The organism is Ruegeria sp. AD11(2025) (assembly GCF_056542405.1).
Genome location: NZ_JBQFZU010000014.1, coordinates 73,938 through 96,206, shown reverse-complemented (window position 1 = coordinate 96,206; position 22,269 = coordinate 73,938). Strand labels below are relative to the sequence as shown.

The 22,269-nt window shown below is 56.8% G+C and carries 24 protein-coding genes and 1 pseudogene; 12 read left to right on the top strand and 13 right to left on the bottom strand.

The window, feature by feature from the left end; translation table 11 throughout:
* Positions 1 to 4 precede the first annotated feature (4 nt).
* Positions 5 to 241 (top strand): hypothetical protein, encoded by a 237-nt coding sequence (locus ACR1XY_RS14760; protein WP_480594373.1) that lies wholly within the window; start codon positions 5 to 7, stop codon positions 239 to 241.
* A complete protein-coding gene (locus ACR1XY_RS14755) occupies positions 238 to 1,218 on the top strand; it encodes a D-2-hydroxyacid dehydrogenase family protein (protein WP_480594372.1) in 981 nt (326 codons plus the stop codon). Before ACR1XY_RS14760 ends, ACR1XY_RS14755 begins: the two co-directional genes overlap by 4 nt.
* On the opposite strand, the gene ACR1XY_RS14750 is transcribed toward ACR1XY_RS14755, so the two are convergent.
* On the bottom strand, positions 1,187 to 2,206 hold the full coding sequence (locus ACR1XY_RS14750; RefSeq protein WP_480594371.1) for an AbrB family transcriptional regulator: 1,020 nt from the start codon (positions 2,204 to 2,206) through the stop codon (positions 1,187 to 1,189). The two genes, ACR1XY_RS14755 and ACR1XY_RS14750, sit on opposite strands and share 32 nt — an antisense overlap.
* Positions 2,207 to 2,329: 123 nt before the next feature.
* Between ACR1XY_RS14750 and ACR1XY_RS14745 the strand changes: the two genes are divergently transcribed.
* From ACR1XY_RS14745 to tcuB, 3 genes are read left to right on the top strand one after another with little or no spacing between them, the layout of a single operon-like run.
* Entirely contained in the window at positions 2,330 to 3,010 is a 681-nt protein-coding gene (locus tag ACR1XY_RS14745; protein ID WP_480594370.1) for a GntR family transcriptional regulator, read from the top strand.
* A gap of 11 nt (positions 3,011 to 3,021) precedes the next feature.
* On the top strand, positions 3,022 to 4,416 hold the full coding sequence (tcuA, locus tag ACR1XY_RS14740; protein WP_480594369.1) for an FAD-dependent tricarballylate dehydrogenase TcuA: 1,395 nt from the start codon (positions 3,022 to 3,024) through the stop codon (positions 4,414 to 4,416).
* The gene (gene tcuB / locus ACR1XY_RS14735) at positions 4,406 to 5,485 is read left to right on the top strand and encodes a tricarballylate utilization 4Fe-4S protein TcuB (protein WP_480594368.1); all 1,080 of its coding nucleotides are present in this window, start codon (positions 4,406 to 4,408) and stop codon (positions 5,483 to 5,485) included. Before tcuA ends, tcuB begins: the two co-directional genes overlap by 11 nt.
* Before the next feature lie 590 nt (positions 5,486 to 6,075).
* Here tcuB and ACR1XY_RS14730 read toward each other — a convergent pair.
* A complete protein-coding gene (locus tag ACR1XY_RS14730) occupies positions 6,076 to 7,572 on the bottom strand; it encodes a di-heme oxidoredictase family protein (RefSeq protein WP_480594367.1) in 1,497 nt (498 codons plus the stop codon).
* A gap of 339 nt (positions 7,573 to 7,911) precedes the next feature.
* On the opposite strand from ACR1XY_RS14730, the gene ACR1XY_RS14725 reads away from it, so the two are divergent.
* From ACR1XY_RS14725 to ACR1XY_RS14715, 3 genes are all read left to right on the top strand, one after another.
* Positions 7,912 to 8,433 (top strand): hypothetical protein, encoded by a 522-nt coding sequence (locus tag ACR1XY_RS14725; RefSeq protein WP_480594366.1) that lies wholly within the window; start codon positions 7,912 to 7,914, stop codon positions 8,431 to 8,433.
* Between the two features lie 76 nt (positions 8,434 to 8,509).
* Entirely contained in the window at positions 8,510 to 8,944 is a 435-nt protein-coding gene (locus ACR1XY_RS14720) for a hypothetical protein (RefSeq protein WP_480594365.1), read from the top strand.
* A gap of 53 nt (positions 8,945 to 8,997) precedes the next feature.
* A complete protein-coding gene (locus ACR1XY_RS14715) occupies positions 8,998 to 9,477 on the top strand; it encodes a helix-turn-helix transcriptional regulator (protein WP_480594364.1) in 480 nt (159 codons plus the stop codon).
* A 338-nt stretch (positions 9,478 to 9,815) separates the two neighbouring features.
* On the opposite strand, the gene ACR1XY_RS14710 is transcribed toward ACR1XY_RS14715, so the two are convergent.
* Both ACR1XY_RS14710 and ACR1XY_RS14705 read right to left on the bottom strand, forming a co-directional pair.
* A complete protein-coding gene (locus ACR1XY_RS14710; RefSeq protein ID WP_480594363.1) occupies positions 9,816 to 10,328 on the bottom strand; it encodes a methyltransferase family protein in 513 nt (170 codons plus the stop codon).
* A 70-nt stretch (positions 10,329 to 10,398) separates the two neighbouring features.
* On the bottom strand, positions 10,399 to 11,349 hold the full coding sequence (locus ACR1XY_RS14705; RefSeq protein ID WP_480594362.1) for an isopenicillin N synthase family dioxygenase: 951 nt from the start codon (positions 11,347 to 11,349) through the stop codon (positions 10,399 to 10,401).
* Positions 11,350 to 11,569: 220 nt separating this feature from the next.
* Here ACR1XY_RS14705 and ACR1XY_RS14700 point away from each other — a divergent pair.
* A pseudogene (locus ACR1XY_RS14700) lies at positions 11,570 to 11,713 on the top strand (integrase core domain-containing protein); the annotation flags it as partial.
* A gap of 111 nt (positions 11,714 to 11,824) precedes the next feature.
* Here the strand turns inward: ACR1XY_RS14700 and ACR1XY_RS14695 are convergent.
* The 6 genes from ACR1XY_RS14695 to ACR1XY_RS14670 all read right to left on the bottom strand — a co-directional run bounded on the left by ACR1XY_RS14695 (position 11,825) and on the right by ACR1XY_RS14670 (position 14,393).
* Positions 11,825 to 11,950 (bottom strand): cytochrome b/b6 domain-containing protein, encoded by a 126-nt coding sequence (locus tag ACR1XY_RS14695; protein WP_480594385.1) that lies wholly within the window; start codon positions 11,948 to 11,950, stop codon positions 11,825 to 11,827.
* A gap of 168 nt (positions 11,951 to 12,118) precedes the next feature.
* Entirely contained in the window at positions 12,119 to 12,343 is a 225-nt protein-coding gene (locus tag ACR1XY_RS14690) for a cytochrome b/b6 domain-containing protein (RefSeq protein ID WP_480594361.1), read from the bottom strand.
* Positions 12,344 to 12,426: 83 nt separating this feature from the next.
* A complete protein-coding gene (locus ACR1XY_RS14685) occupies positions 12,427 to 12,609 on the bottom strand; it encodes a hypothetical protein (RefSeq protein ID WP_480594360.1) in 183 nt (60 codons plus the stop codon).
* A gap of 3 nt (positions 12,610 to 12,612) precedes the next feature.
* Positions 12,613 to 12,768 (bottom strand): hypothetical protein, encoded by a 156-nt coding sequence (locus tag ACR1XY_RS14680; RefSeq protein ID WP_480594359.1) that lies wholly within the window; start codon positions 12,766 to 12,768, stop codon positions 12,613 to 12,615.
* Positions 12,769 to 13,012: 244 nt separating this feature from the next.
* Positions 13,013 to 14,035, bottom strand: a complete 1,023-nt coding sequence (locus ACR1XY_RS14675; protein WP_480594358.1) for a (4Fe-4S)-binding protein — start codon at positions 14,033 to 14,035, stop codon at positions 13,013 to 13,015.
* Positions 14,036 to 14,072: 37 nt separating this feature from the next.
* A complete protein-coding gene (locus ACR1XY_RS14670; RefSeq protein WP_480594357.1) occupies positions 14,073 to 14,393 on the bottom strand; it encodes an antibiotic biosynthesis monooxygenase family protein in 321 nt (106 codons plus the stop codon).
* A 149-nt stretch (positions 14,394 to 14,542) separates the two neighbouring features.
* Here ACR1XY_RS14670 and ACR1XY_RS14665 point away from each other — a divergent pair, with 149 nt between their 5' ends.
* The gene (locus ACR1XY_RS14665; protein ID WP_480594356.1) at positions 14,543 to 15,013 is read left to right on the top strand and encodes a MarR family winged helix-turn-helix transcriptional regulator; all 471 of its coding nucleotides are present in this window, start codon (positions 14,543 to 14,545) and stop codon (positions 15,011 to 15,013) included.
* Between the two features lie 476 nt (positions 15,014 to 15,489).
* Here the strand turns inward: ACR1XY_RS14665 and pdxR are convergent, their stop codons facing one another.
* The gene (gene pdxR / locus ACR1XY_RS14660) at positions 15,490 to 16,926 is read right to left on the bottom strand and encodes a MocR-like pyridoxine biosynthesis transcription factor PdxR (RefSeq protein ID WP_480594355.1); all 1,437 of its coding nucleotides are present in this window, start codon (positions 16,924 to 16,926) and stop codon (positions 15,490 to 15,492) included.
* A gap of 60 nt (positions 16,927 to 16,986) precedes the next feature.
* On the opposite strand from pdxR, the gene ACR1XY_RS14655 reads away from it, so the two are divergent.
* Together ACR1XY_RS14655 and ACR1XY_RS14650 are read left to right on the top strand one after the other, a co-directional pair.
* Complete coding sequence (locus ACR1XY_RS14655; protein WP_480594354.1) at positions 16,987 to 17,637, top strand: pyridoxamine 5'-phosphate oxidase family protein; 651 nt, start codon at positions 16,987 to 16,989, stop codon at positions 17,635 to 17,637.
* A gap of 9 nt (positions 17,638 to 17,646) precedes the next feature.
* Positions 17,647 to 18,393 carry a pyridoxine 5'-phosphate synthase gene (locus ACR1XY_RS14650; RefSeq protein WP_480594353.1) on the top strand — a complete coding sequence of 249 codons (747 nt, stop codon included), beginning with the start codon at positions 17,647 to 17,649 and terminating at the stop codon, positions 18,391 to 18,393.
* 118 nt (positions 18,394 to 18,511) lie between these two features.
* On the opposite strand, the gene ACR1XY_RS14645 is transcribed toward ACR1XY_RS14650, so the two are convergent.
* On the bottom strand, positions 18,512 to 20,632 hold the full coding sequence (locus ACR1XY_RS14645) for a CHASE2 domain-containing protein (protein WP_480594352.1): 2,121 nt from the start codon (positions 20,630 to 20,632) through the stop codon (positions 18,512 to 18,514).
* A gap of 206 nt (positions 20,633 to 20,838) precedes the next feature.
* Complete coding sequence (locus tag ACR1XY_RS14640) at positions 20,839 to 21,720, bottom strand: FecR family protein (protein WP_480594351.1); 882 nt, start codon at positions 21,718 to 21,720, stop codon at positions 20,839 to 20,841.
* Positions 21,721 to 22,269: the final 549 nt, after the last annotated feature.

Below are 22,269 nucleotides of genomic sequence, written 5' to 3'. Positions count from 1 at the left end.
CTCGATGGACAACTATTCGGAATGCCTCGATATCGCACGTCAGGAACTCAGGTTGGCCCAAGCGGCCTTGCGGCGCGATATGGCCGAATACCCGACGCCAATTGCCGGGTGCGACGAGCAATTTAACCATTTGCTGGACCAAAGCGAACGCGTCCGAAACGCGCTGGCAGCTCTCGACGCGCAGCATTTTGTGCCGACGCCAAGAAAACTAACCACCGGGCAGGGTATTGAAAGCCGATGAAAATACACATTCTGGATGACTGGTTCGACACGCTGCGTGGCTTGCCGTGTTTTGAGAAACTCACCGGTCATGATGTGACTGTCTGGACGGATCATGTCGAGGATACAGACACTTTGGCCGAGCGTTTGCAAGAGGCTCAGGTGCTGGTGCTGTTCCGCGAGCGCACCAAAATCACCCGCGCCTTGCTGGAGAAGCTGCCAAACTTGCGCTTGATCAGCCAGCGCAGCGTCTATCCTCATGTTGATGTACCGGCCTGCACAGATCAGGGTGTTTTGCTGTGTTCGAACATGCATGGCGGCACGCCGTCCTATGCCGCAGCCGAACTCACATGGGCACTGATCATGGCAGGGATGCGCGATTTGCCTGCTCAGATGGTCTCGGTCAAGGCAGGGCACTGGCAGGCCGGCGTGGGCAAGACGTTACGTGGTCGTCAGCTCGGGCTCTATGGTTATGGCCGCATAGCTCGTGCGGTTGCAGGTTATGCCGAAGCTTTCGGAATGAATGTAGTCTGGTGGTCATCCGAAGAAGGCCGGTCACGTGCACGGGAGGATGGTGCACAGATCGCGCCGAGCCGCGAGGCGTTTTTTGCCGATAGTGATGTTGTCTCGGTCCATGTGCGCCTGAAGCCGGACACGCGAGGGATCATCACCGCATCGGATTTTGCGCAGATGCAGCCCGGGGCGATGTTCGTCAATACGTCGCGGGCGGGGCTTCTTGCGCCGGGTGCATTGCTTGGGGCGCTCAACGCCGGTCGCCCCGGTAAAGCCGCAATTGATGTGTTTGATACGGAGCCGCTGACCGACCCGACAGATCCGTTGCTGGCGCATCCCAACCTGATCGCGACGCCGCATATCGGCTTTGTGACGGAGGATGAGTTCGACCTGCAATTTGCCGACATCTTCGATCAGGTGAATGCTTACGCTGAAGGCGCACCGACCCACATGATCAACCCCGAGGTTTGGACCAGCGCAGAATAAGATTTGCGGCGATGGGTGCACCGATGATCACCAGCACGATCCTTGTCAGATGGTGAGTGATCACGAAGCCCAGATCCGCGCCTGAAACGATGGCCAGAACCGTCATTTCGGCCTGTCCGCCGGGCGCGAAGGCCAGGAATGCTTCGACCGGCTTGCCAAGCCCTAAGGTGGTGACAACGGCGGTGAAGGCCGCCGCCAACACTGCCAGAACAACCACGTAGGCGCAGCCCGCCGCCACGACCTTGCGCAACTCCACCCAGGTAACACCGACAAACTTCACGCCGATCCCGCAGCCTATGAAGAATTGCGCGGCCAGGATTGCCTCGCGCGGGGGACGGGTATGGATGAAATCCCCGAGGGACAAAGCAGCAGTCAGGATCATCGGTCCTAATATGGAAGCACCAAACAGGCCAATGCGCTCACCACCCTTCCAGCCGACAAAGGCCGCCAGCGCCATCAGGGCCAGTTCATGCAGCGGTAAGTCGCGCGCGGGTTCTCCGATTGGGTTTGTCAGTTCGGCGCCATAAAACACTGTCAGGAACAGCGGGGCCAGTGTCACGATGATCAGCACGCGTGTGCCGTGGATCAGGGACAGAGTGCGCGGATTGGCTCCGGCTTCGGTCCCGAATATGATCATGTCCTGCAAGCCACCGGGCATGGCTGCATAGAATGCGGTTGTCGTATCGAAACCCCAGACCTTGCGGAAGAACGGTACGCCGACCAGCGCGATCAGCAGGATAAAGAATGGGACCAGCGCAATCGACGCGGCCATTTTCGGCAATTCGGCAAACAGGGCCGGTGTGATTGATGCGCCTACCGCCACGCCCAGAATAGTACGTGCCGCCACCGAGACCTGCCCGAAGCCCTCCATGGGGGTATGGGCCAGAGCTGCAATCAGACAGGCGCTCATGGGGCCGAACAAAAAAGGCAAGGGCAAATTCAGAGCCCAGAATACTCCGGTACCCAGCACTGCTAACGCGAAGGTCACGGCCCTTTTTTTTACAGCAGAGGGTGCGTTGATCTGAGTGGACAAAGTGCCGATTCCGGTGTGGTTGACTCACTGTGTATCCAAATGTATACAAATGGACGCAAGAAGACAAGTGAGCGTTTTATGACCCTTCAGGACGATCCGTTGCAGCCTGGCCCACAAGGAAATTCCGCGTATCAGCGCCTGCTGGATGAGATTCGTGATGGAAGCCTGCTGCCCGGCGAACGGCTGCGCGAGATTGAGCTGTCCGAGAGACTGGGTGTCAGCCGCACACCTGTGCGCGAAGCGATCCGACAGCTAGAAGCGGATGGGTTGGTCACGCACATCCCCCGGCAGGGCGCAACGGTGCGCAGCTTGGATTACGCCGAGGTGATGGAACTCTATGAGATGCGCGCTGTGCTCGAGGGCACTGCGGCCCGTCTTGCGGCACGGGCGGCGTCAGATGTCGAGCTGGATGAGCTGGATGTGCTGAATGACAGGTTGGCCGAAGCAGGCACCGGCCCGGATGCCGCGCGGATCAATCGGATTTTCCATGCGACCCTTCTGGATGCGGCCAAGAACCGGTTTCTGGCAAAATCGATGTTGTCTCTACAGAAGGCGCTGTTGATCTTAGGCCCGTCGCAATTGCTGGACGGCGACCGAGCCGAGGCCGCAGTGGCCGAACATCGCCTTATCATGGCCGCCTTGAAAACCCGTGATGGCGCGTCGGCTGAGAATGAGATGCGCGCTCATATCCACGCAGCACAACGCATGCGCATTCGCGCGTTGCAGGAACGCGACCGTACAACCGACCAAACTCAATAGGCAGAAACGACATGACCGCCCAACCGGAAGTCTATGATATCGCTGTGATTGGCGGAGGGAACGCCGCCCTCTGCGCCGCTATGACCGCCGCCGAAGCAGGCGCGCGTGTTCTCATCCTTGAAACGGCGCCCAAACCCTATCGTGGTGGAAACTCGCGCCACACCCGCAACTTTCGCTGTATGCACTCTAGCCCGTTGGGCCCGCTGGTCGAAGAATACAGCGAAGACGAATACCTGTCGGATCTGCTTAAGGTTACCGGGGGCAAAACCGACAAAGATCTGGCGCGCCTCGCAATCCGCACGTCTGAGGAATGCCTTCCCTGGATGGAGGAGCACGGGGTCCGGTTCCAACCCTCTCTGTCGGGGACTCTGTCGCTAGCGCGGACAAATGCGTTCTTCATGGGCGGCGGTAAATCGCTGGTAAACGCCTATTACCGGACAGCGACGCGGCTGGGAGTCGAGGTCCTTTACGAAGCTGCCGTCACGCATCTGGAATTGAACGGGGACCAGATCGCATGGGTGGACTATACATGTGAAGGTCAATCCCATCGCATCACGCCCAAAGCGGTCATCGTCGCTTCGGGCGGGTTTCAGGCTGACACGGATTGGCTGACCCGCGCGTGGGGGCCTGCGGCACGCAATTTCCTGATCCGCGGCACGCCCTATAATCGGGGTGTCGTGCTGGCTGATCTTCTGGATCAAGGCGTTGAGAGCGTTGGTGATCCGACCCAATGCCACGCTGTTGCAATCGACGGGCGTGCGCCGAAATTCGACGGCGGCATCGTCACCCGCCTGGACTGCGTTCCGTTCTCAATTGTCGTCAACAAGGATGCCGAGCGGTTCTATGACGAGGGCGAGGACGTTTGGCCCAAGCGTTACGCGATCTGGGGTCGCCTGGTGGCAGCCCAGCCGGATCAGGTGGGTTATGTGATCATTGACGCCAAGTCGCTGAACCTGTTCATGCCGTCGGTTTTTCCGCCGTTAAAGGCGGACACGTTGGAGGAACTGGCCAAAATGATGGGTCTGCCCGCCGAAAAGCTGACCACGACCGTCGCGGAATTCAATGGCGCCTGTGGGGATACAAGCGGCTTTCATCCAACTGAGTTGGACGGCGTTTCCACTTCGGGTCTTACCCCGCCCAAAACAAACTGGGCACGTCCGATAAGTGAGCCTCCTTACTATGGATATTCACTGCGTACCGGTGTGACCTTCACCTATTTGGGTCTGAAGGTGGATGAAACTGCGCAGTGTTCGACGCCAAACGGCAAGATCAAGAACCTCTGGGCGGCAGGAGAAGCCATGGCTGGATCGATTTTGGGGCAGGGTTATCTGGCCGGGTTCGGCATGACCATCGGAACCGTCTTCGGACGCATTGCAGGACGAGAGGCCGCTTCTTATGCGAACTGAACTGATCCAGGAAGCCCGCCGTCAGGCTGAGATCTGCAATGCCTGCCGGTATTGCGAAGGCTATTGCTCGGTCTTTCCGTCGCTTCACGCCGAACGCGCATTCTCGGACGGCGATATCACGCAATTGGCCAACCTCTGCCACAACTGCCGGGGTTGCTACTACGCCTGTCAATACACGGCCCCGCACGAGTTCGATCTGAACCTGCCCAAAGCGCTGGCAGAGGTGCGGCGGGACAGTTGGGAAAGCTTCGCCTGGCCGCAACCCGTGGCGCGCCGCTTCCATACCCATGGTGGAGCGATCGCTCTGGCTCTGGTCGTCGGCTTCGCACTTTTGTTTTGGGCCGTTCACGTGATCGGCTCCGCTGGGGGCGAAGGCTTCTACGCTGTCCTCTCTCACAATGCGATGGTGGCGATCTTTGCTCCGGCTTTCCTTCTACCACTGTTTAGCATTGGGATCAGCCTTCGGCGCTATTGGCATGTGATTGGAGGCAAACCGATCCAACCCGGCGACTTGAATGCCGCGCTAAGACGAGCAGCCAAAATGCAGGATCTGGCTGCCGGCCATGGGGAGGGTTGCAATTTCGAGGACGAAGACCGCTTTAGTCAGGCCCGTCGCCACGTGCATCATGCAATCATGTACGGGTTTCTGCTATGTTTCGCCTCAACTTCGGTAGCTACGATCATGCATTACGGTTTCGGCTTGCACGCACCTTACGGGTTCTGGTCATTACCAAAGCTGTTCGGTGTATCAGGGGGTTTATTGCTTACCGTCGGTTGCTGCGCGATGGTGTTGCTGAAACAGAAATCAGACCGCAACCTCGGCGACGTTTCAGCTTGGGGCGGAGACATCGGCTTCATCCTGCTGCTAGGGTTCGTTGGGTTAAGCGGGCTTGTTCTTTACGCTTTCGGTTCATCGGCCCTGATGCCTGCGCTGCTTACCATCCATCTTGGATCGGTCCTGGCCCTCTTCCTCCTTACGCCCTACACAAAAATGGCTCACGGTTTCTATAGGCTTGCTGCACTCATCCGGGATGCGCAACGAAAAAGAGATTTGTCGGTGGTCCGCTAGCGAGCAGTCGCCTGTTCCTGCTGATCTGCCACGTGGCGAATGCGGAAGGGGGGCGGGGCAATGCTATTCGACTGTGGTGGTGCGGTCAGCAGGCACAGCCGAGGACACGGTGTTGTCTAATAGGGTTGCCCGAGGGTGAGGACAGTGGCCTCACCCTGGCAGCCAGACGTTTGGCTCGTCAAAGCCCTGCTGGCCCTCAAAAAAGTGGAGGGGCCGACAGCCCCACCACAACTAGTAGGACGGCCCATTCCTGTCGTTCGCCGATGGATGTCTTTGCTGAGGTGCGTCCCGGCAAACCAGTCATTTGCTCCAAAAGTTTGCGGTACAACCAAGAAGACTGGCAACCCACGTACGGTTCAACTTCTGTTAGGTCACACGATAATGGACAGTACAGTTGGGTGTCTGGGTTCTGAATTAGACGGCGCACTTGTGGTTGCAGAAGCTGTTGAAATCTGATGACACGGGCCGCCACACATTCATGAAGCAATCGCTGCCCGCCTTCCAGACGTTCACTGAACGCGCAATATCTGGGAAGCTAGAATTCACACGGCACCGGCCAAATCCGACGTTCAACTTCTCTCAACCAGCACTTATTCTTCGACCGTCTTATATATTGTTAGATTCTCCAGAAAGGCGACGATTTTAGTTTGTTCGCTTTCGCTGAGGTGGTTGTAGACAGTGGCGCTGTCTGAGGCTTCACCCGCATGACTCGTTATTGCTTCTTGCAATGTGGTCGCCCGGCCATCGTGTAACCAGGGTCCAGTTGCCCCGACACCCGCCAGTGATCGCGTCAGAAACATAGATGCCCCCAACCCAAGAGGGTCATCGGGATCTGCCAAGTCGGATCCCATATCGTGTCGTTTGAAATCTGTGTACCATCGGGCCACTGGCTCACCTTCGGCATTCTGCCCCATAGCACCTAGATGGTGGATTGAACCGTCCAGCAGCTTAATCGAGTTGTTGGGTTGATCTCCGGCCAGATTGAATGTGATTGCACTGACGACGTTCAAGCCATGAGTATTCGGGTCAGATCCATCTGGAAACCTGACATCGTAGAAACCCGGAATTTCGCTGGGTTCTTTGAACGTTGTGTCCCGAAGGCTCATCGCTGGCGTGTGACAACTGGTGCAGCCGGTTTGAGCGAATAGCGCCTCTCCTGCCAGAATATCGGTTCTTTCGGACTCAGAAAGGTCGATCAACCCCAGATCGGCCAGTTCAATCTTGGTTACTGGCCGTTCGAGGGCTGCCAGGTATATTGTAAGCGCCGTCACATCGCCAACGGTCAACTCATTCACCACACCATCGAAGTCGCCATCCCGGTCTCCGACAAGCTCGACGGCCTGTAGTCCCAGTTCGTTGTGCGCAGCATTCCTCGTGAATGCTCTGATCGTTGCATGATTACCTTTCCATCCAAACGGTTTGATCACGAGGTCCGGGTCGATGCCACTCAATCCGCTGGAATCCGTGTCGACGGAACAGGGGTCTTGAGAAGTACGCGTCAGTGTCAACGTTCCATAGTCTACACCTTTGGACTCTAACAGAATTGAGGCGCGACCCGAAGTGCAGGCAACCTGATGGGCTGCATCTCGCTGTTGATAAAGGTCCGCGCTAATTTCTTCTGCAAGTCGCTGAGGGATACCAAGTGCAAACAGGGGGAGTGTATTTCTTTCAAGATATCTGGTTGCGTCGCCCGAATGCGCGGGATCCACAAGCACGTTGACTGCAACGTCACCGGCCCCATTGGCAATCGGTGCGTTGTGACAGGCAATACAAGATGTCGCGTTAGCCCCTCCTTCGCGCTTTGGAAAATGCGAAGCCCACTCTGATGGGTCGGCGAGATCAGCCCGCGGAATACGCGTAAAAAGACGGCCTTCGCCGATATTAGCACCGACCCCGCGCGCTGTGTCAAAGCTGAATTCGGTCAGTTCGTCCCCCGCCTCAAAGGCCTCCAGAAACGCCTTGGTTACCTTTCCGTTCTGTATCATGCGCGATAACTCGTGCTGATCGACGGGCGCAGGTTCCTCCTCTGCATAGGCCGTCAAAGGCATCAGGCTTGCCATAATAAAGCTCAGGGTGCTTGGTCGCATTTCGTGTCCACTTCTCGGTCGCGAGGTTCGTCTTGTAGTGACGGCTGAAGGGACTTGGTTGGCATGTTTTCCGATCAGAAAACCATTGAACCCAGGCTGCGAAAGGACGTTCTAAGCCAAAGTCATATGGACGTCTGACACTGAAATTCTCATCGTGAAGAACGTATTCTGAACGCGTCGATCCTGCGCATTTCGGCCATGCTACGCGGGTCTGCGACTTTGGCTTATTCGGCCAAAAATCAGGCTCGCGTCCAGTATTCCGATCGAAGTTTTCACTGCATCTAGGCTTCACGGCACCAATCCAAGCCGCGTTAAATCTTACAAACAGGAAGAAAAAACATGCGTACTCTCTCACTCCCTCACAGCCCGTTGATCCTAGCTGCCCTTATCACCGCAGTGTCGTTCCAGCCGCTACTTGCCAAAAGCATCTCGGTTGTTGACCCGAGTACAGGCCAAACCGTCGAACAGTCCGAAGTGGATTTCGAAGCATTGTCCGAGGAAGAACGTGCCGATATTCGGGATCAGCTGAAAGAACAGGGAGTCCAGCCCCGAGGCCGTGATCGGAACGCCATTGATATTTCAGAGGTAGAGGTCGTCGACCCTTCAACCGGCGAAACCGTAGCGCTGGGGGATATCGACCACTCAAGCCTGAGCCCCGAAGATCGGCGGAACATCGGCGATCAACTGGCCGAACAAGGAATCCCTGCTGGGCGAGGCGGGCACGACAGTGAAGGCCGAAGTGCGGAATCCGGCAGCGAGACGGCTGACTCTGGCGAAAGGGGCGGCAGTGGCGAAGGTCGTGGAGGTCGCGGCGGCGAAGGTCGTGGCGGCCACGGCGGTCGAGGCGGTCCTCGCGGGTAACACAAAGCTACCGCGCACCGGTTGACACGGTGCGCGGTAACCACTTAGCCAAAATGCAAAGGTATGGGAACTTTTGATGCGTAGATCACATATCCTCGCAAGCCTCGCGATGGTCATGCTCCTGCACTCGCCGGCGCAGGCGCAGGTATCCGTTGCTGATGATGTCATCGCGCGGATTGAGGCCGAAGGTTACACGGTTGACGAAGTGAAACGGTCTTGGCTGGGCCGCATCGTCATCACCGCGAGCGATCAGAATGAACTGCGCGAGGTGGTGCTGAACCGTACGTCCGGAGAGGTATTGCGAGATCAAAGGTTCTCGAAGGAATCGCACGGCGACGAGCGTGCTGAACCGCCAGCCAATGAACCAAACGAACGTGTTCAGCCGAGAGAACCAAATGCGCATGGCGGTTCCAAAGGGGCTGGCAAATCCGATGGCCCCAAAGGGGCTGGCAAATCCGGCGGTCCAAAAGGGGGTGGCGGACATGGCGGCCCCGGTAAAAACGGTGGGTGATCCGGCATGAGACAACCTGCTGAAACGGAATTGACCTGCGCACGGTGCCGCGCATGATGAACCGCGCATGGGTCGTATGGACCCTTGTCCTTATCCAGTGCCTGTGTGGTGCGTATTTCCTGTGGGAAATTCTGGCATCAATTTTGGGTATCCCATCGGTTCCGCTACGTTGGAATGTGCGAGAGCTTGTCGAAGCAGGCGCCAGTATCGGGCTGATACTTGGCGCATTTCTGGGTGTCCGGCTTGCGCTCGTGGCCCAAAAAGCGACACACCGGGCCGAAACGGCCCGCCGGATCACGTCCGGCGAGTTCACGACCGTGGTAGAGGCGTATTTCGAGAAGCTCGGCTTGACTGGCGCGGAAACAGAGATCGCGTGGCTTGTTCTGAAAGGGATGTCTATGTCTGAAATCGCCAATCTGAGACAAACCCGAATTGGAACCGTTAAGGCTCAATGTACTGCGATTTACAGAAAGGCGGGAGTGTCTGGCAAAAGCCAATTGATCTCACAGCTCGTTGAGGACCTTCTGTTTTAGACACAAATTGGATCAGATGGCGCTAAGGTGCTTACTCGATACAGCGCACCAACGTTACATAGAAGTCCAGAATCTGCTCACCTGCACGCAATTCAAGGCGTGCTCGGGAAGTCGAAGTCGGACGGCTTACTTAAATTTCTTGGTGCTGAAATCAGCGATGCAGCTGCAATTCCAGCACCCATTGCAATTCGGTCACACGGCTAATGTTGTGGACGGTCTGTTCCCGACATTCGTCTCATCTCAACTATGCTGCGGCGCGGCTCTTTAATTCAGTTGTTCGCGATGGCCGTGAATCCACAGTATGAACTAGTTAACATTCAGTGCATACAACTTACGTTTCACTTGCCGTCGGCGTCTGGGGACTCATACGGACTTAACATGGGAACCCATCGTGGCACTGCCGCCTTGTACCGTAAGTATTCCTCGCCAAAGCGTCGCTCTAGTCCCGGTACCTCCACGAATTTGAAGTAAATTGTATTTAGGAAAAAAAACGTGATTGCCCAACCGAGCAAGAGCGGGCTGTCCAGAGCCACTGCTTCCGCCACTATCAAAAGAACGACCGATGAAAGCATGGGATTGCGAACATGGCGATAAGGCCCGCTGACTACAAATCTTTGGGGTGGATCCCACGGCGCCGGAGTTCCATCCCCCTCCAGAACAAACAGTTTCATCGTGTTGACAGCCAAAGCAAGCGCAGGGAAAGCCAAAAACGCTGCCACTGCCCAATGCAGGCGCGTCCCCGTGCTTTCGTCGAATGGCCAACGGTCGCTGTACCATTGGATCAAAATCGGGATATAGATCAGCGCTGTTCCCGGAAGGATAAGCACCGCCTTCATCATGCGCCAAAACACTGAGGATCCTCACCACAACGTGTTTATCATTTTCTGCGCTGCCCCGCCGCCTTCTGTGTGCATTCTATGGTTACGACTGGTTGGTCTGATGCGCATCATAACTGGCTTCCAGTTCGTTCCTCAAAAATTCTCCAAAGTTCAGTGGGCCAAACCTTGCATTGCCTGTGTGCGGGAGAGGCGCAATTTCCGCAGAGACATGAGGATCGTAAAAGAACGGCACGGAATAGCGCTCTCGTCCGGTTGAATTGATCACCCGGTGCGGGGTGGACAAGAGCTTTCCGTTGGACAGGCGGTGCAGCATATCACCGACATTGACCACGAATGCATCTTCGATTGGTGGTGCATCCACCCAAAGACCGGCAGGTGTCTGCACTTGCAACCCGCCAACATCGTCTTGTGCGAGTAAAGTCAAGCATCCAAAATCCCTGTGCGGTGCGGATCCAAACATATCATCGGGCGCTTGCGGAGGTTGCGGCGGATAGTGGAGCAGACGTAACCAGATCGTTGGTGTTTCAAATGCAGCAAGGAACGAGCGATCCGTCACACCGATCGCGTCCAATGCCAACGCCATTAGTTTGTGCCCCAACACGGTCATCGCCTCGGCATAGGCCTCACACGCCTCACGAAACCCTTCCAGATCCGGCCACTGGTTTGGCCCAGACAGGTATACTTCGGGGTCAATCTCTGAGTCCTCGCGCATCATCATGAACGACCCGGATTGGTTTGGTTTGGTTACTTTGGCAAGGTCGGAATTCACATCCGTAGAGGTATTAATGGCGATGTAACCGCGGTGGCATTTATCAAGCGTGATTGTCTGCTTTTCGCTCTCAGGCAGCGCATGAAACTTCTTTGAGGCGGCAAACACGGCGGCACGTAAGGCAGGATCCACGCCGTGATTGACAACATAGCCAAAACCGGTCTCGCCGTAGGTTTTGGCAAAATCTAAGGTAAGGCTGGATGTGTCTTCGCCATTAATCAGTGGCGCCAGATCAAGCACCGGGATATCAGTAAATTCAGTCATCTGAGGTCTCCAAAGTGTATTGCTAGAAAGTGTGCAAATGGAGGCCTGCTATCCGGCAAAACGCTTTCTGCGATGAGCACTGTGACGCTCGAGGACGACATGATGGATGAACTTTGACATGCACAACACGCTATGACGGACAAAATCCCCGATCAACCTCAAAACATCACCGACCCAGACCTGCCGTTGCACACATCGTCAAGTGCAGCGGCGCGGCTTCAAGGACGCGCGGCTCAACAGTGAGATCTTCCACAGCCTAAGCGAAGCTCAAATCCTGATCGAACAATGGAGGAGACACTACAACACAAAACGCCCACACAGTGCACCGGGCTATCGCCCGCCAGCCGCCGAAACAATCACTCCGATGGATCACAGGCCGAGAATGCACCGACAATCAACTTGGATCAGTCAGCTGAGGCTGCTCACATTCCGTTGTTGTTGTCTCGAAAAAGTTCTCGAGGGGGAGAGGCCTGTTTCATTTTGCGTTGTGCCACATCCGTGCGAGCGCGCCGTCCTTCTTGACAAACTGGTGGTAGAGCGCCGCTCCTGCATGAATCACAAGCAAGCCAACCATCAGCCTTGCGCACATCCCGTGTGGCACACGTGGTGGCAGTTGGAAGAATCGGGATGCGGTGCTGTGGACTCCCAAAAAAGGATCTCTCCAGCAACAGAGGTTATCATCAAGCTGATGCCGCTGGCCACCATGCCGAGAATGACGATGTAAAACAGCGCATGAACCGCTTTGCCGACGAAAATCTGCCTAGTCGGGTCACCGGCAACTGGATCTGGCTTGCGGTCTGCGAACTTCCACCAAGCGAGCAAAAAATTCCGTAAACACAAGGATGGCGAGCCCCAATGGCGCATGGAGATTAGAAATCGCTTCCTTCGCGGCGCTATCAAGCATGAGTGCAGCCCGAAAACCCGATCCCAATTGAGGCAGGATCAATAGCGCGCTCAGCCAATGAATGGTGACAGTCACCGTTCCATATTTCATACGTGAGCTTTTGATTTCCGTGCTGCAGAGGGTGGGTGAAGAGGTTCGATCACCCAAAATGCTGTGGATTAGTTCCCAGAGGTCTATTTGCCAGTACCCGCCGCGCGGCAAGCACGGTTGGCGTTGTATCCCTGCAAAAGTTCATCTTCGCCGAGAAACGCATCATCATTGATGTCTGCGTTTCGGAAGTCGGCGATCATCGACTTGTTGAATTCCGAGTTGTTGATCCGGCCACTACTGTCACGGTCCCAGACCGCAAACAGCATTTTCTAAGCGGTGTCATAGATATGCCGCTGCCCTACGTCCTCGGCAATAGATTCAAAACCGAAGTCCCGCTCCTTGAGCCCCTCGAATGCAATGCCGCCATCATCATTGCCATCCATGGAGACGAATAGGTCTTTCCCAAAGGCAGTGATTTGTCCCATATCGGTCAGCCCTCTGTGATTGCTTTCACTGGAGGCGAAAATGAGCTTTGCCAGCTCCTGACCCGTTCCGATATTGTTTGTTTCCACATGGGACGGTGTTGAGATCAAGAGACTGGCAGCGCAAGCAATCAGTGCTTTTTCAAAGGTACAGCTCCTAAGGCCTATAGGTTAAGAGAAGTTTGGAGTTCGATTCAGCCGGTCCAACCGATATCGGCATGCGACCCGTCACAAAAAGGTTTGTTTTTTAGGCACCGCACCGACACAGGACATACTTTTCCATGGAAGCCGCCTGGACTTGAACACCTGAGGCCAGTCGGATCTGTGTCACACGATAGGGCCCGTCTTTTTCGATTGTGATCCCGGGCGCGTCATGCGTGATGTGTTGTGGTGATCCGCCCGGTTCACTCCAGGACAGCGCCCCGGAGGGACACGCCCCAATCACACCCCTGATGTCATCCGGGGTTGCATTGTCAGGCGCGATCCAGGGGTCTCGCTTGGTGTCGAAAACGGTTTTCAATGTCGCTCCACATACTCCCGCGTGTGAGCAGAGCAAGCGGTTGTAGTGGATATCAAGCTGCTCACCCTCGAAGACTTTTACGCCATCGGGAGTGCGGTCCGGTGAGGGTTCCGAGGAAAAGCCAAATTCACTGTGCGACCCGTCGCAATAGGGTTTCTTCTTCGATTGCCCGCAGCGACACAAGGCAACAACAGAGCCCGCGTCAAGCTCCTGACCATCATAGTTGGTGAGCCGTGGAACGGATTTGGCTACCAACGGCCCTGCGGGGCGCTCTTCTATTACCAGCTTTTGCAGGTTCGTGGATGCCGCGCGCGGGCCACCGATACGCCCTGTCATGGTAAGGCCATCGCGAATATTGAGACCCATCATGCTCAGGTTTGCGGCTCCAGCGATCAGCTCGACCGCCTGAACCGTGTAGAAGACGGTATCGAACTCGCCCGCGGTAGCTTTGCCTGCCAGAAACCATGCTGATGGCAACAGGACCAGAAGCCCATTCATCGCAATGATGGGCATTCGTTTCTTCTTTGCGACCGCCTTGGCATCCGTTCGGTTCTTACCCATCACAGTGCCCGATCCGCCCGCAATTACCATTGCCGGGATCAGGATGAACATGCCTTTGAGGATCAAACCCTTAACAGCTGCGACCGTCGCGTGGCTCGCAAATAGCTCACTGATTGCCGTGGACGTCCAGAAGAGAAGGATCATCAGGAAGCCGATTCCGCCTGCTATTGCGTGAATGCGTGTTTTCATCTTTGCATCCTCTGATCAGTTTTTGATTAGGTGTCCGTCAGGCCGTGCAGCAGTTGGGCACAGCAATTTTTTCAAAGAGATGCGGTGCGGTTACTGCGCTGGATGGGTAATGACTGAGCGCATTCTGAAACTCTGGGTTCAAAAATGCCGCGCGGAAGTCATCCACAGAATCCCAAACGGCGTAATTCAAAAACATGCTGCTTTCGCCGATGGCCTTGTGCAGCTGCGTGCTGATGTAACCCGGCTGCTTTTTCATCCAGAGCGCATCCTCTTTCCAGGCTTCAACCAAAGCACCCTGATCTGCCGTATCCACTGTGAACAGGTTGACCAAAACAACAGGTCCGGCTTCGACGCTCAATTGCTGTTCAATTGGAAACTCGGGATCCAGAGATTTGAAGTTGACCATGTGTCTTGCTCCGTGAGTGGGTGTCCTATTTGGTGACATGTTGTCGTTTCTTTTTCATTAATCATATTGACTATATGTTGTCAACAGGCCAGATTGCTCGCATGGCAAACGAACAATGGACAGAGGCCGGAGAGGCGGTGACGGCGCTAATCCTGGACGTGTTTCGACTGAATGGCAGATTGCAGCTGGCTGGAGATCGTCTGGTGGCTGATCTTGGACTAACCAGCGCGCGCTGGCAGATCCTTGGGGCGATCGCCTATGCGGAGCGCCCCGAATCTGTCGCATGGCATGCTCGGACGATGGGGGTTCATCGCCAGGGTGTTCAGCGCATCGTCAATGAGATGGAAAAGGAAGGAATCATAGAGTTTCGACCAAACCCGCATCACAAGCGCGCGCAACTCGTTACGCTAACGTCAGAAGGTCAAAAACTGTTCGATGCCGCTATCGCGCTGCAAGTTCCATGGGTGAACGAACTGTCCAAAGGTCTTTCGACTGAAGACATCGCGACCACACAAAAGGTCATCGGCTTCCTGAGGGCGCGTGTACAGGAGGCGTTGTCTTCGCAGGACTAGCGCTCCAAACAATACGGACTCTTGTTCAGTTCGCTGCATTTGCTGTTGTGGGATCGCCGCAATCGCTCTCTACGCGCGATCAGTTGCGGCTATCAGGAGGATTGAAGTGATGGTGAGTTTGATCCGCAGACGAGTGGACCACCCAACCAGAGATCGCTTCACATATAAATTCGTTCTGCTACGTTTAGCGTGGCGTTCAAGGACATCTTTAATGTTGAATTCCATCCACCAGTTCCAAGGATGAGTTGGAGCAGCTTTGTCTTTGAAAGCGGCATTCAGCCTTTCCTTACTTGAGACGGATATCAACGTTAACAAGCAGAAAGACTGTCGAAGCAGGTGAATCTCCCCCTCACAGTCTCCGCGTTTCCAAATAACGAAAGTACTTATTGTGCTTTCATGATATCACGTTTCTCCGGCGCTGGTGTAAAGCTACACCATGTGCTGGAGCGGTTCTGGCGGCTGCTTTTCACGACAGTTCAGGCGTGTGTGCGAAGGAGGGTGATCAATCGATCTGCCGCGTCCGAGAGCGTGTCCTCGTCAAAAGCCGCATATCCAAGCAACAAGCCTTGCAGTTTTTCGGGCAGAACGCAGTGGGCTGACAAGGCGTTGACGCGCAGACCGTTTTGCTCGGCAAGTTTGCCTATCTCAAGATCCGACATTCGGTCAACCAGCGGTGCCTTTGGCGACAGGCACAAGTGCATTCCCGAGGAGTCAGGCTGAAGATTCAGAAGGCCCGCTACCGGGGACAGCGCTTCAAGCAAGTGGCTCTGACGCCGTGCATAGACCCGCCGCATCCGTCGCAGGTGCATCGCAAACTCTCCGCTGTTCATGAACGCTGCCAAAGCGGGTTGCGGGATCAACGAGGCGCGCGGACCGACGCGGCCAAGATAGGCCAGGGTGTTGTGTAAAAATCTCTTGGGAACAACTAGGTACCCGATCCTCAGCGCGGGGCTGACCAGTTTCGAAAAGCTGCCGAGGTAAATCGTGTTCGTCAGGCCGTCCAGACCCGAGAGGGACGGCAAAGGTTGCCCGCGATATCGGAACTCGCTGTCATAGTCATCTTCTATCACTGCCGCTCCGGTTTGCCGCGCCCAATCCAGCAGAGCAACCCGGCGGGACAGGGGTAGGCTCACACCCGTAGGATAGTGCCGCGAGGGGGTAACGATCGTGGCATGTATGCCCTGCGGAATTCTGGCCACGTCCAGCCCGTCCCGATCGATACGGACGGGACGGGCACTGTTGCCCGTGTCGGCAAGGATCGTGTGCAATTTGGGCCAGCAGGGATCCTCGATCGCAACATGTTTGCCTGCACCAAGCAGACCATAGAAAATCACCTCGAAAGCCTCGCGTGCACCCGAGGTGATGACCACCTGACCGGGATCACAGTTCAAATGACGCCACGCGGAAAGGTGGTCCGAAATCGCTTCGCGTAGCGGATACCAGCCCAGAGGATCCGGGCGCGTCAAAAGCTCGGGTGCCGGGCTGCGCCATGCGCGTTCAAGATGGCGGGCCCATTGCCGGTGCGGTAATAGGGTTTGATCGGGCAGCCCGGTTTGGAAGGGGCGCCATTCCGCGGTTACGGGACCAGCCGGACGGGAAATTGGCTGTGGCTGCGACAGGTGGGTGATTTCGCTGGCAACAAAGGTTCCGCTGCCTTGCCGGGTGACCAGATATCCTTCGCTGATCATCTGGTCAAAGACCGCCTGAACCGTGGTGCGCGAGATCGAAAGCTCGGACGCCAGGGTCCGGCTGGCGGGCAGCCGCGCGCCGACCAGGTTCGGCGACTTGGAGACAACGCGCCGCAACGCATCCAGCAACTGGGCCTGCAATGACGTCTTCAGCGACGCATCCAGCGAAATCGCGAACAGGTCGCGGTGCAAATTGGCCTTAGAAAAAGATTCAAAATTGGTCATTTGCCAACACCCAATATCCGGGCATTACGGTCATAGCAAGAACAAACCCGAGCTATGAATATGAACGAGACACTGGATATAACCGACAGAACGCGCCTACGCAGATCGCACGAGCGGGGGCATTTCGACCGCGCCACGATCAACCAAATTCTGGACGCGCAGCCCATGTGCAGCGTGGGATACGTGATTGATGGCAAGCCATTTGTCACGCCGACGCTGCAGTGGCGTGAAGACAACCATGTCTATTGGCACGGCTCTTCGGCCAGTCGCGCGCTGCGCAACGCGCGCGACGCGCAGGTGTGTCTTTCGGTGGCGATCCTTGATGGCTTTGTGCTGGCCCGGTCCGGAATGCACCATTCGGTCAATTCGCGGTCGGTTACGCTGTTCGGGTCGGCATTCAAGATCGAAGACCCTGCGGAAAAACTGAAAAAGCTTGCCCGGTTTGTGAACGGCTTGTTTCCCGGGCGCTATGAAGGCCTGCGGCCGGATTATGCGCAGGATCTGAAGGCGACCATGGTGCTGGGCATGGAGATTTCCGAAGGCAGCGCCAAGATTCGCACCGGTGGGCCCAAGGATGAGGAAGAGGATTACGGCCTGCCGATCTGGGCCGGGGTCATTCCCGTCAGCACCAAGGTCGGAGACCCGATCCCCGATCCCCGCAACATCGACGGCATCCCGATGCCCGCGCATGTGCAGTCTTTTCAGTTGTAGGGCAGTGACATGACAGACCTTTCGGTGAATCTGAACGTTGCTGCCTTGCTTCGAAACCGGCGCGAACACCCATGGCCGGATGTGGTGGATCTGGCCCGGATCGCCCTAGCTGCAGGTGCTGCGGGTGTGACCGTGCACCCCCGGCCAGACGAACGCCATACCCGACCCGGAGATGTACGGGCGCTGCGGGTGCTGCTTGATGCAGAGTTTTCGGACCGGGAGCTGAATGTCGAAGGCTATCCCGATCCCCGGTTCCTGTCGCTTGTTCAAGAGGTTCGCGCGGATCAGGTGACGCTTGTGCCGGATGATCCCACGCAGGCGACAAGCGACCATGGCTGGGATTACGAGACACAGGGCGCGATGCTGGCAGAGGTGGTTGCCGGGCTTAAGAGAAACGGCCATCGCGCGTCGCTGTTTAGCGACCCGGACGCGACACATATGGGTCCTGCAGCCCAGACAGGGGCGGATCGGGTCGAGCTTTATACTGGCCCGTTTGGTGGCGCCCACAGCGATCCCGTTGCTGAAGATCGGGAACTTGAACGTCTGGCCGAAGCCGCAGCCGCAGCCAAGTGGCAGGGCCTGCAGGTCAATGCGGGTCACGATCTGACGGTTGGCGGGACGCGCAAGCTGATTACCCGTATCCCGTCGATTACAGAGGTCTCTATCGGCCATGCGCTGTTCTGCGATGCTTTGACATTCGGGATGGCCGAAACTGTTCGCCGCTATCTGGGGTCCTGCGCGCCCGCCGAAGAATGAAGGCTTCCGGGGAACGAGCCGTCGATTAGGGCAACGTTGAAAGCAGGAATGCACCCGGCCCTGGGTGGTCTTATGCATCTTGCCTGGCGGGCAAGCATGGCTGTGTGTTCTATGCTTGTCACGCTGAGGACGTGCTTTCGCGCTCGTGGTGGCTGAAAATCAACTGGCTGGACTGGAACTCGGACCTGAAGTCTGCCGCTCGGCCAGAGAGCGCACCGTAGAAATTCAGCAGGCCGGGTTCGATGTGACGCGCCTGCGCTATGCAATCTTCGCAGATCGCCTCGACCTGATCCGGTGGCTGACGACCCCGAATGGCCTCAATCAGTTTCTTGTGGGTTGCTTCCAGCCTTTGAAACGCGGGCGTGTTCAGCATGGATTTGTCGCCAACCAGGACAAATACAGGCTCCAGATCGGTTCGTCCTTTCAGGTCGACAAACCCGGCCTCCAGCATGGCCATGTCGTGCCTGGTTTTTTCGTAAACCGAAAAGGAAACCAGAATGTCATATTCGACATGGCGGCAGCTTTGTTCGATCCGCGCGGCGACGTTCACCACATCCCCGATCACGGTGTAGTTGAACCGACGTTTGGACCCGATATTGCCGACACAGGCCCGACCGGTAGCGCAGCCCGTGGCAAGGGCTATCGGTGGCCGCCCAGTCATGGCGTCCGACGCATTGAATTCGATCAGCGCCTGCCGCATCAGCAGCGCCGCCTGTGCTGCGCGGCAAGGGTGGTCCTCGACTGGCAGCGGCGCGTTCCAAAAGGCCATCACCGCATCGCCTATGAACTTGTCGATGGTGCCTCGTTCCAGCAGGATCTGATCCCCGATCTGTGAAAACAACTGGTTTAGCAGGGCGACAAGATCCGTGGCCGAAATCGACTCGGACAGCGGGGTGAAGCCTCGAATATCGGAAAACATCACAGTGATATCCTGCGTTTCCCCTCCCAGTTGCAGTTGATGGCCCGTCCCCTCCATCTCATCCAGGATTTCGGGTGCGACATAGTGAGAAAAGATCTGCCGGATCACCCGCTTTTCGCGCTCTGTCGAAATGAACAGATAGCCCGCGAGAAGGCCGAAATTGGCCATGCCACCCATCAACGGAAAAGTGACATCGAACAAGATCAGCTGGTTCTGGAAGGCCAGCCAACTGATGCCGAGAACAACCGCCGCCGAGGCGCCACCCGCCACGAACGAGGCAACCGCGCCGAACCGGGCCATGACAGCCGTGACCACGATGCCCAGAGTGACGAAGGACAGCAATTCAAGGGCGGCGGTCACATCCGAGCGGCTCATCATTTCGCCGGTCAGAATTTGCTCCAGGATTTGCGCGTGGATCGACACTCCCGGAACGGATTCACCCAGCGCCGTCTGGTGCATGTCGAACAGTCCCGCAGCTGAGGTGCCGACCAATATGATGTGACCTTCGATTTCTGCGCGCAGAGCGGGGTTATCCGGGTCTTGCATGATATCGTCCGCCGACAGGTACAAATCCGGATTGTCACGTCTGTACCGGACCCAGACTTCGCCGTTTTCCGTGGTGGGCAGTCGGAACTCTCCGATCTCGACCGCCAACATGATACCAGCTTCGTCCGGTGTACCCTCGGCAATGATGATGGGCTCGTCCAATGCGACCCTGAGTGCCTCGACGCCCAGCCCCGGCAGCGTTCCGTCCGGGCCGCCCCACAGGATGGGAACGCGGCGTATGATGCCCATGCCGCCCAGAGGTGAAACGTTGACCCCGCCGACACCTGCTGCGCTGCGATCCAGCGGCGGCGCAGGCGGTGTCCAATGAGGAACCGTGACCAGCCCCGCAGTTGGCGTTTCCCCGATTTCTATGATGCCGGCGTGGGGCGTGACGGCCCGCCCGTCGCCGGATTGCCGGGCCGCGGCACCCAAAACCACTGGCCAGTTGGCGATTTCCAGCGCGAACAGCACGTCGTTGTCCAGTTTCGAGGCATGATGGTCCACCGAAACCACGCCAGCAAGAGCAGGATCGTTCAGCAGGCGTGTGGGTGAGAACCTGTCGGGCTCAATGAACAGCATGTCAAAGGCGATGGAGGCAGCGCCGTATTCGCCCAGGTTATTGACCATCTGAGCAAGCAGGGTTCTGGGCCAGGGCCATTGCCCCCAGTTAGCCAGCGACCGTTCGTCAATATCCACTACGCGAACTGGAAGGTCGGGGTTGTATTCCCGCGGCGAAATGCGTTGCAAAAGGTCAAAATAAATCAGCCGCGTCATTCGCACCGGGTAAGGATCGAGCACCCTTATGAAACATCCAAACAGAATCAGTCCGAGCCCCACAAACTGAAAGGCTCGCCGTCGCCCCGTTCTTTCCCTGGGCTTTCCGGTCACGTTAGCCTCCGAATGCCATGGTCATCCCTGAACGTGCGGGTGCCGCCACGACATCGCCTGAACTGGTGTCATCTAGCGGTGCCATTATATCTTCAGCTGCCGCTGTTACCGCCATTCCCACCGGCGCCACCGCCGCCGGGAGCGCCCCCGAATCCTCCGGTGTCGCCGCCACCGATTGTGCCGCCGCTTCCCGGACCACCGCTGCCCGAGCCACCACCGATCGAACCACCGCGCCCATCCCCGCTGCCGCTGCTGGGTCCGATATTGCCGCCATTGCCGTTGCCGCTGCCGGTATTGCTGCCGATGTTGCCACCATTCCCCTGACCGACGCTTTGCCCGGACGGAGTTTCACTGCGCGACTCCGCAGCCGCGGCGCTTTCAACACCGCCTGTTTCGCCGCGCTCGGGACTGGTTTCCCGCGCCTCGGACCGTTGAGGTGGCGGTGGCAGTGTATCTGTTCCGCAACCTCTGAAGTCTACTTGCAAAGGTGCCAGCAGCTGTTCCTGCGACTGAACGAAGGGAAACCCCTTTTTCAGTGCCTTGTCATAGCTTTCCTGATCGACAGGGCGACCAATACTGCCGGCTTGTGTCGTTGCCAGAAGGCTGCACTGGCGCCCGGCTTCACGGCAATTGCCGTTCTGGCCGCACATTTCTACCCGTCCCTGCAAAACCAGCATGGCACTTTGAGTGCCGGGAACGACCCAAAGGTCGAAGGTTGTGCCCCGCACCGCCATTGTCGCGGTCGGAGTGTTGATGGAATAGGCGCGCTTTTTGCTCTTGCCGGAGATAAACCGAAAACTGCCACCCAATGCCTGAACCGCGAAATTCTTGGCCTTTCGGTTGCCGCGCAGCATTGTCACATCCAGCATCATGCGTGCGTTCGGACCGATGGCAATCTTGGTTTCGTCAACGAAAACAAGCTGAACCACACCGCTACGGTCGGTTGAAATGGAATCGCCAGAAGCAACTCCCATTCCAGCCTGCAACGGTTGGGTTTTCCCAGCGCGCGTGATGAGTGCGCCTTGTTTGACGCCTATGACTTTCCCGATTTCAGCTAAAACCTGCGATGGCAGCAGCAAAACACAACAAAAAACGAGTAACAGTCTCAACCAAGCCAAAACCAACTTCCTTCCCCCACAGGTGGTCTCGGGCGCAAAGCGCCCGCCGCTCGGTTCAGCCTCAAGAAATTCATTTGTATGAATTTGAACTTATTAAATCCATACAAATATGCCCTAAAACCTGCATATCTGGCAAGTTTTCTGTGTGAGATAGGCCGATACCTGAACCGAATGGCATCGACCTGATCATGTTTGAGGATCAGTTTGTTGCGGATCAGCTAGCATTGGCCGGGCTTTTCCAAAGTGGGGCGTCGCTCTCTGATCTGCTGCGCCCCGACCGTGGCGGGAACCTACAGTTTACTGAGCAAGGCCGGTGGCTTTGACACCGACAAGCGGCAGTCCAGAGGACAATCGGAACAGCATGCGCACTGTCCCTGCCGTTCCATGGTTCTTGGCCGCTGATTT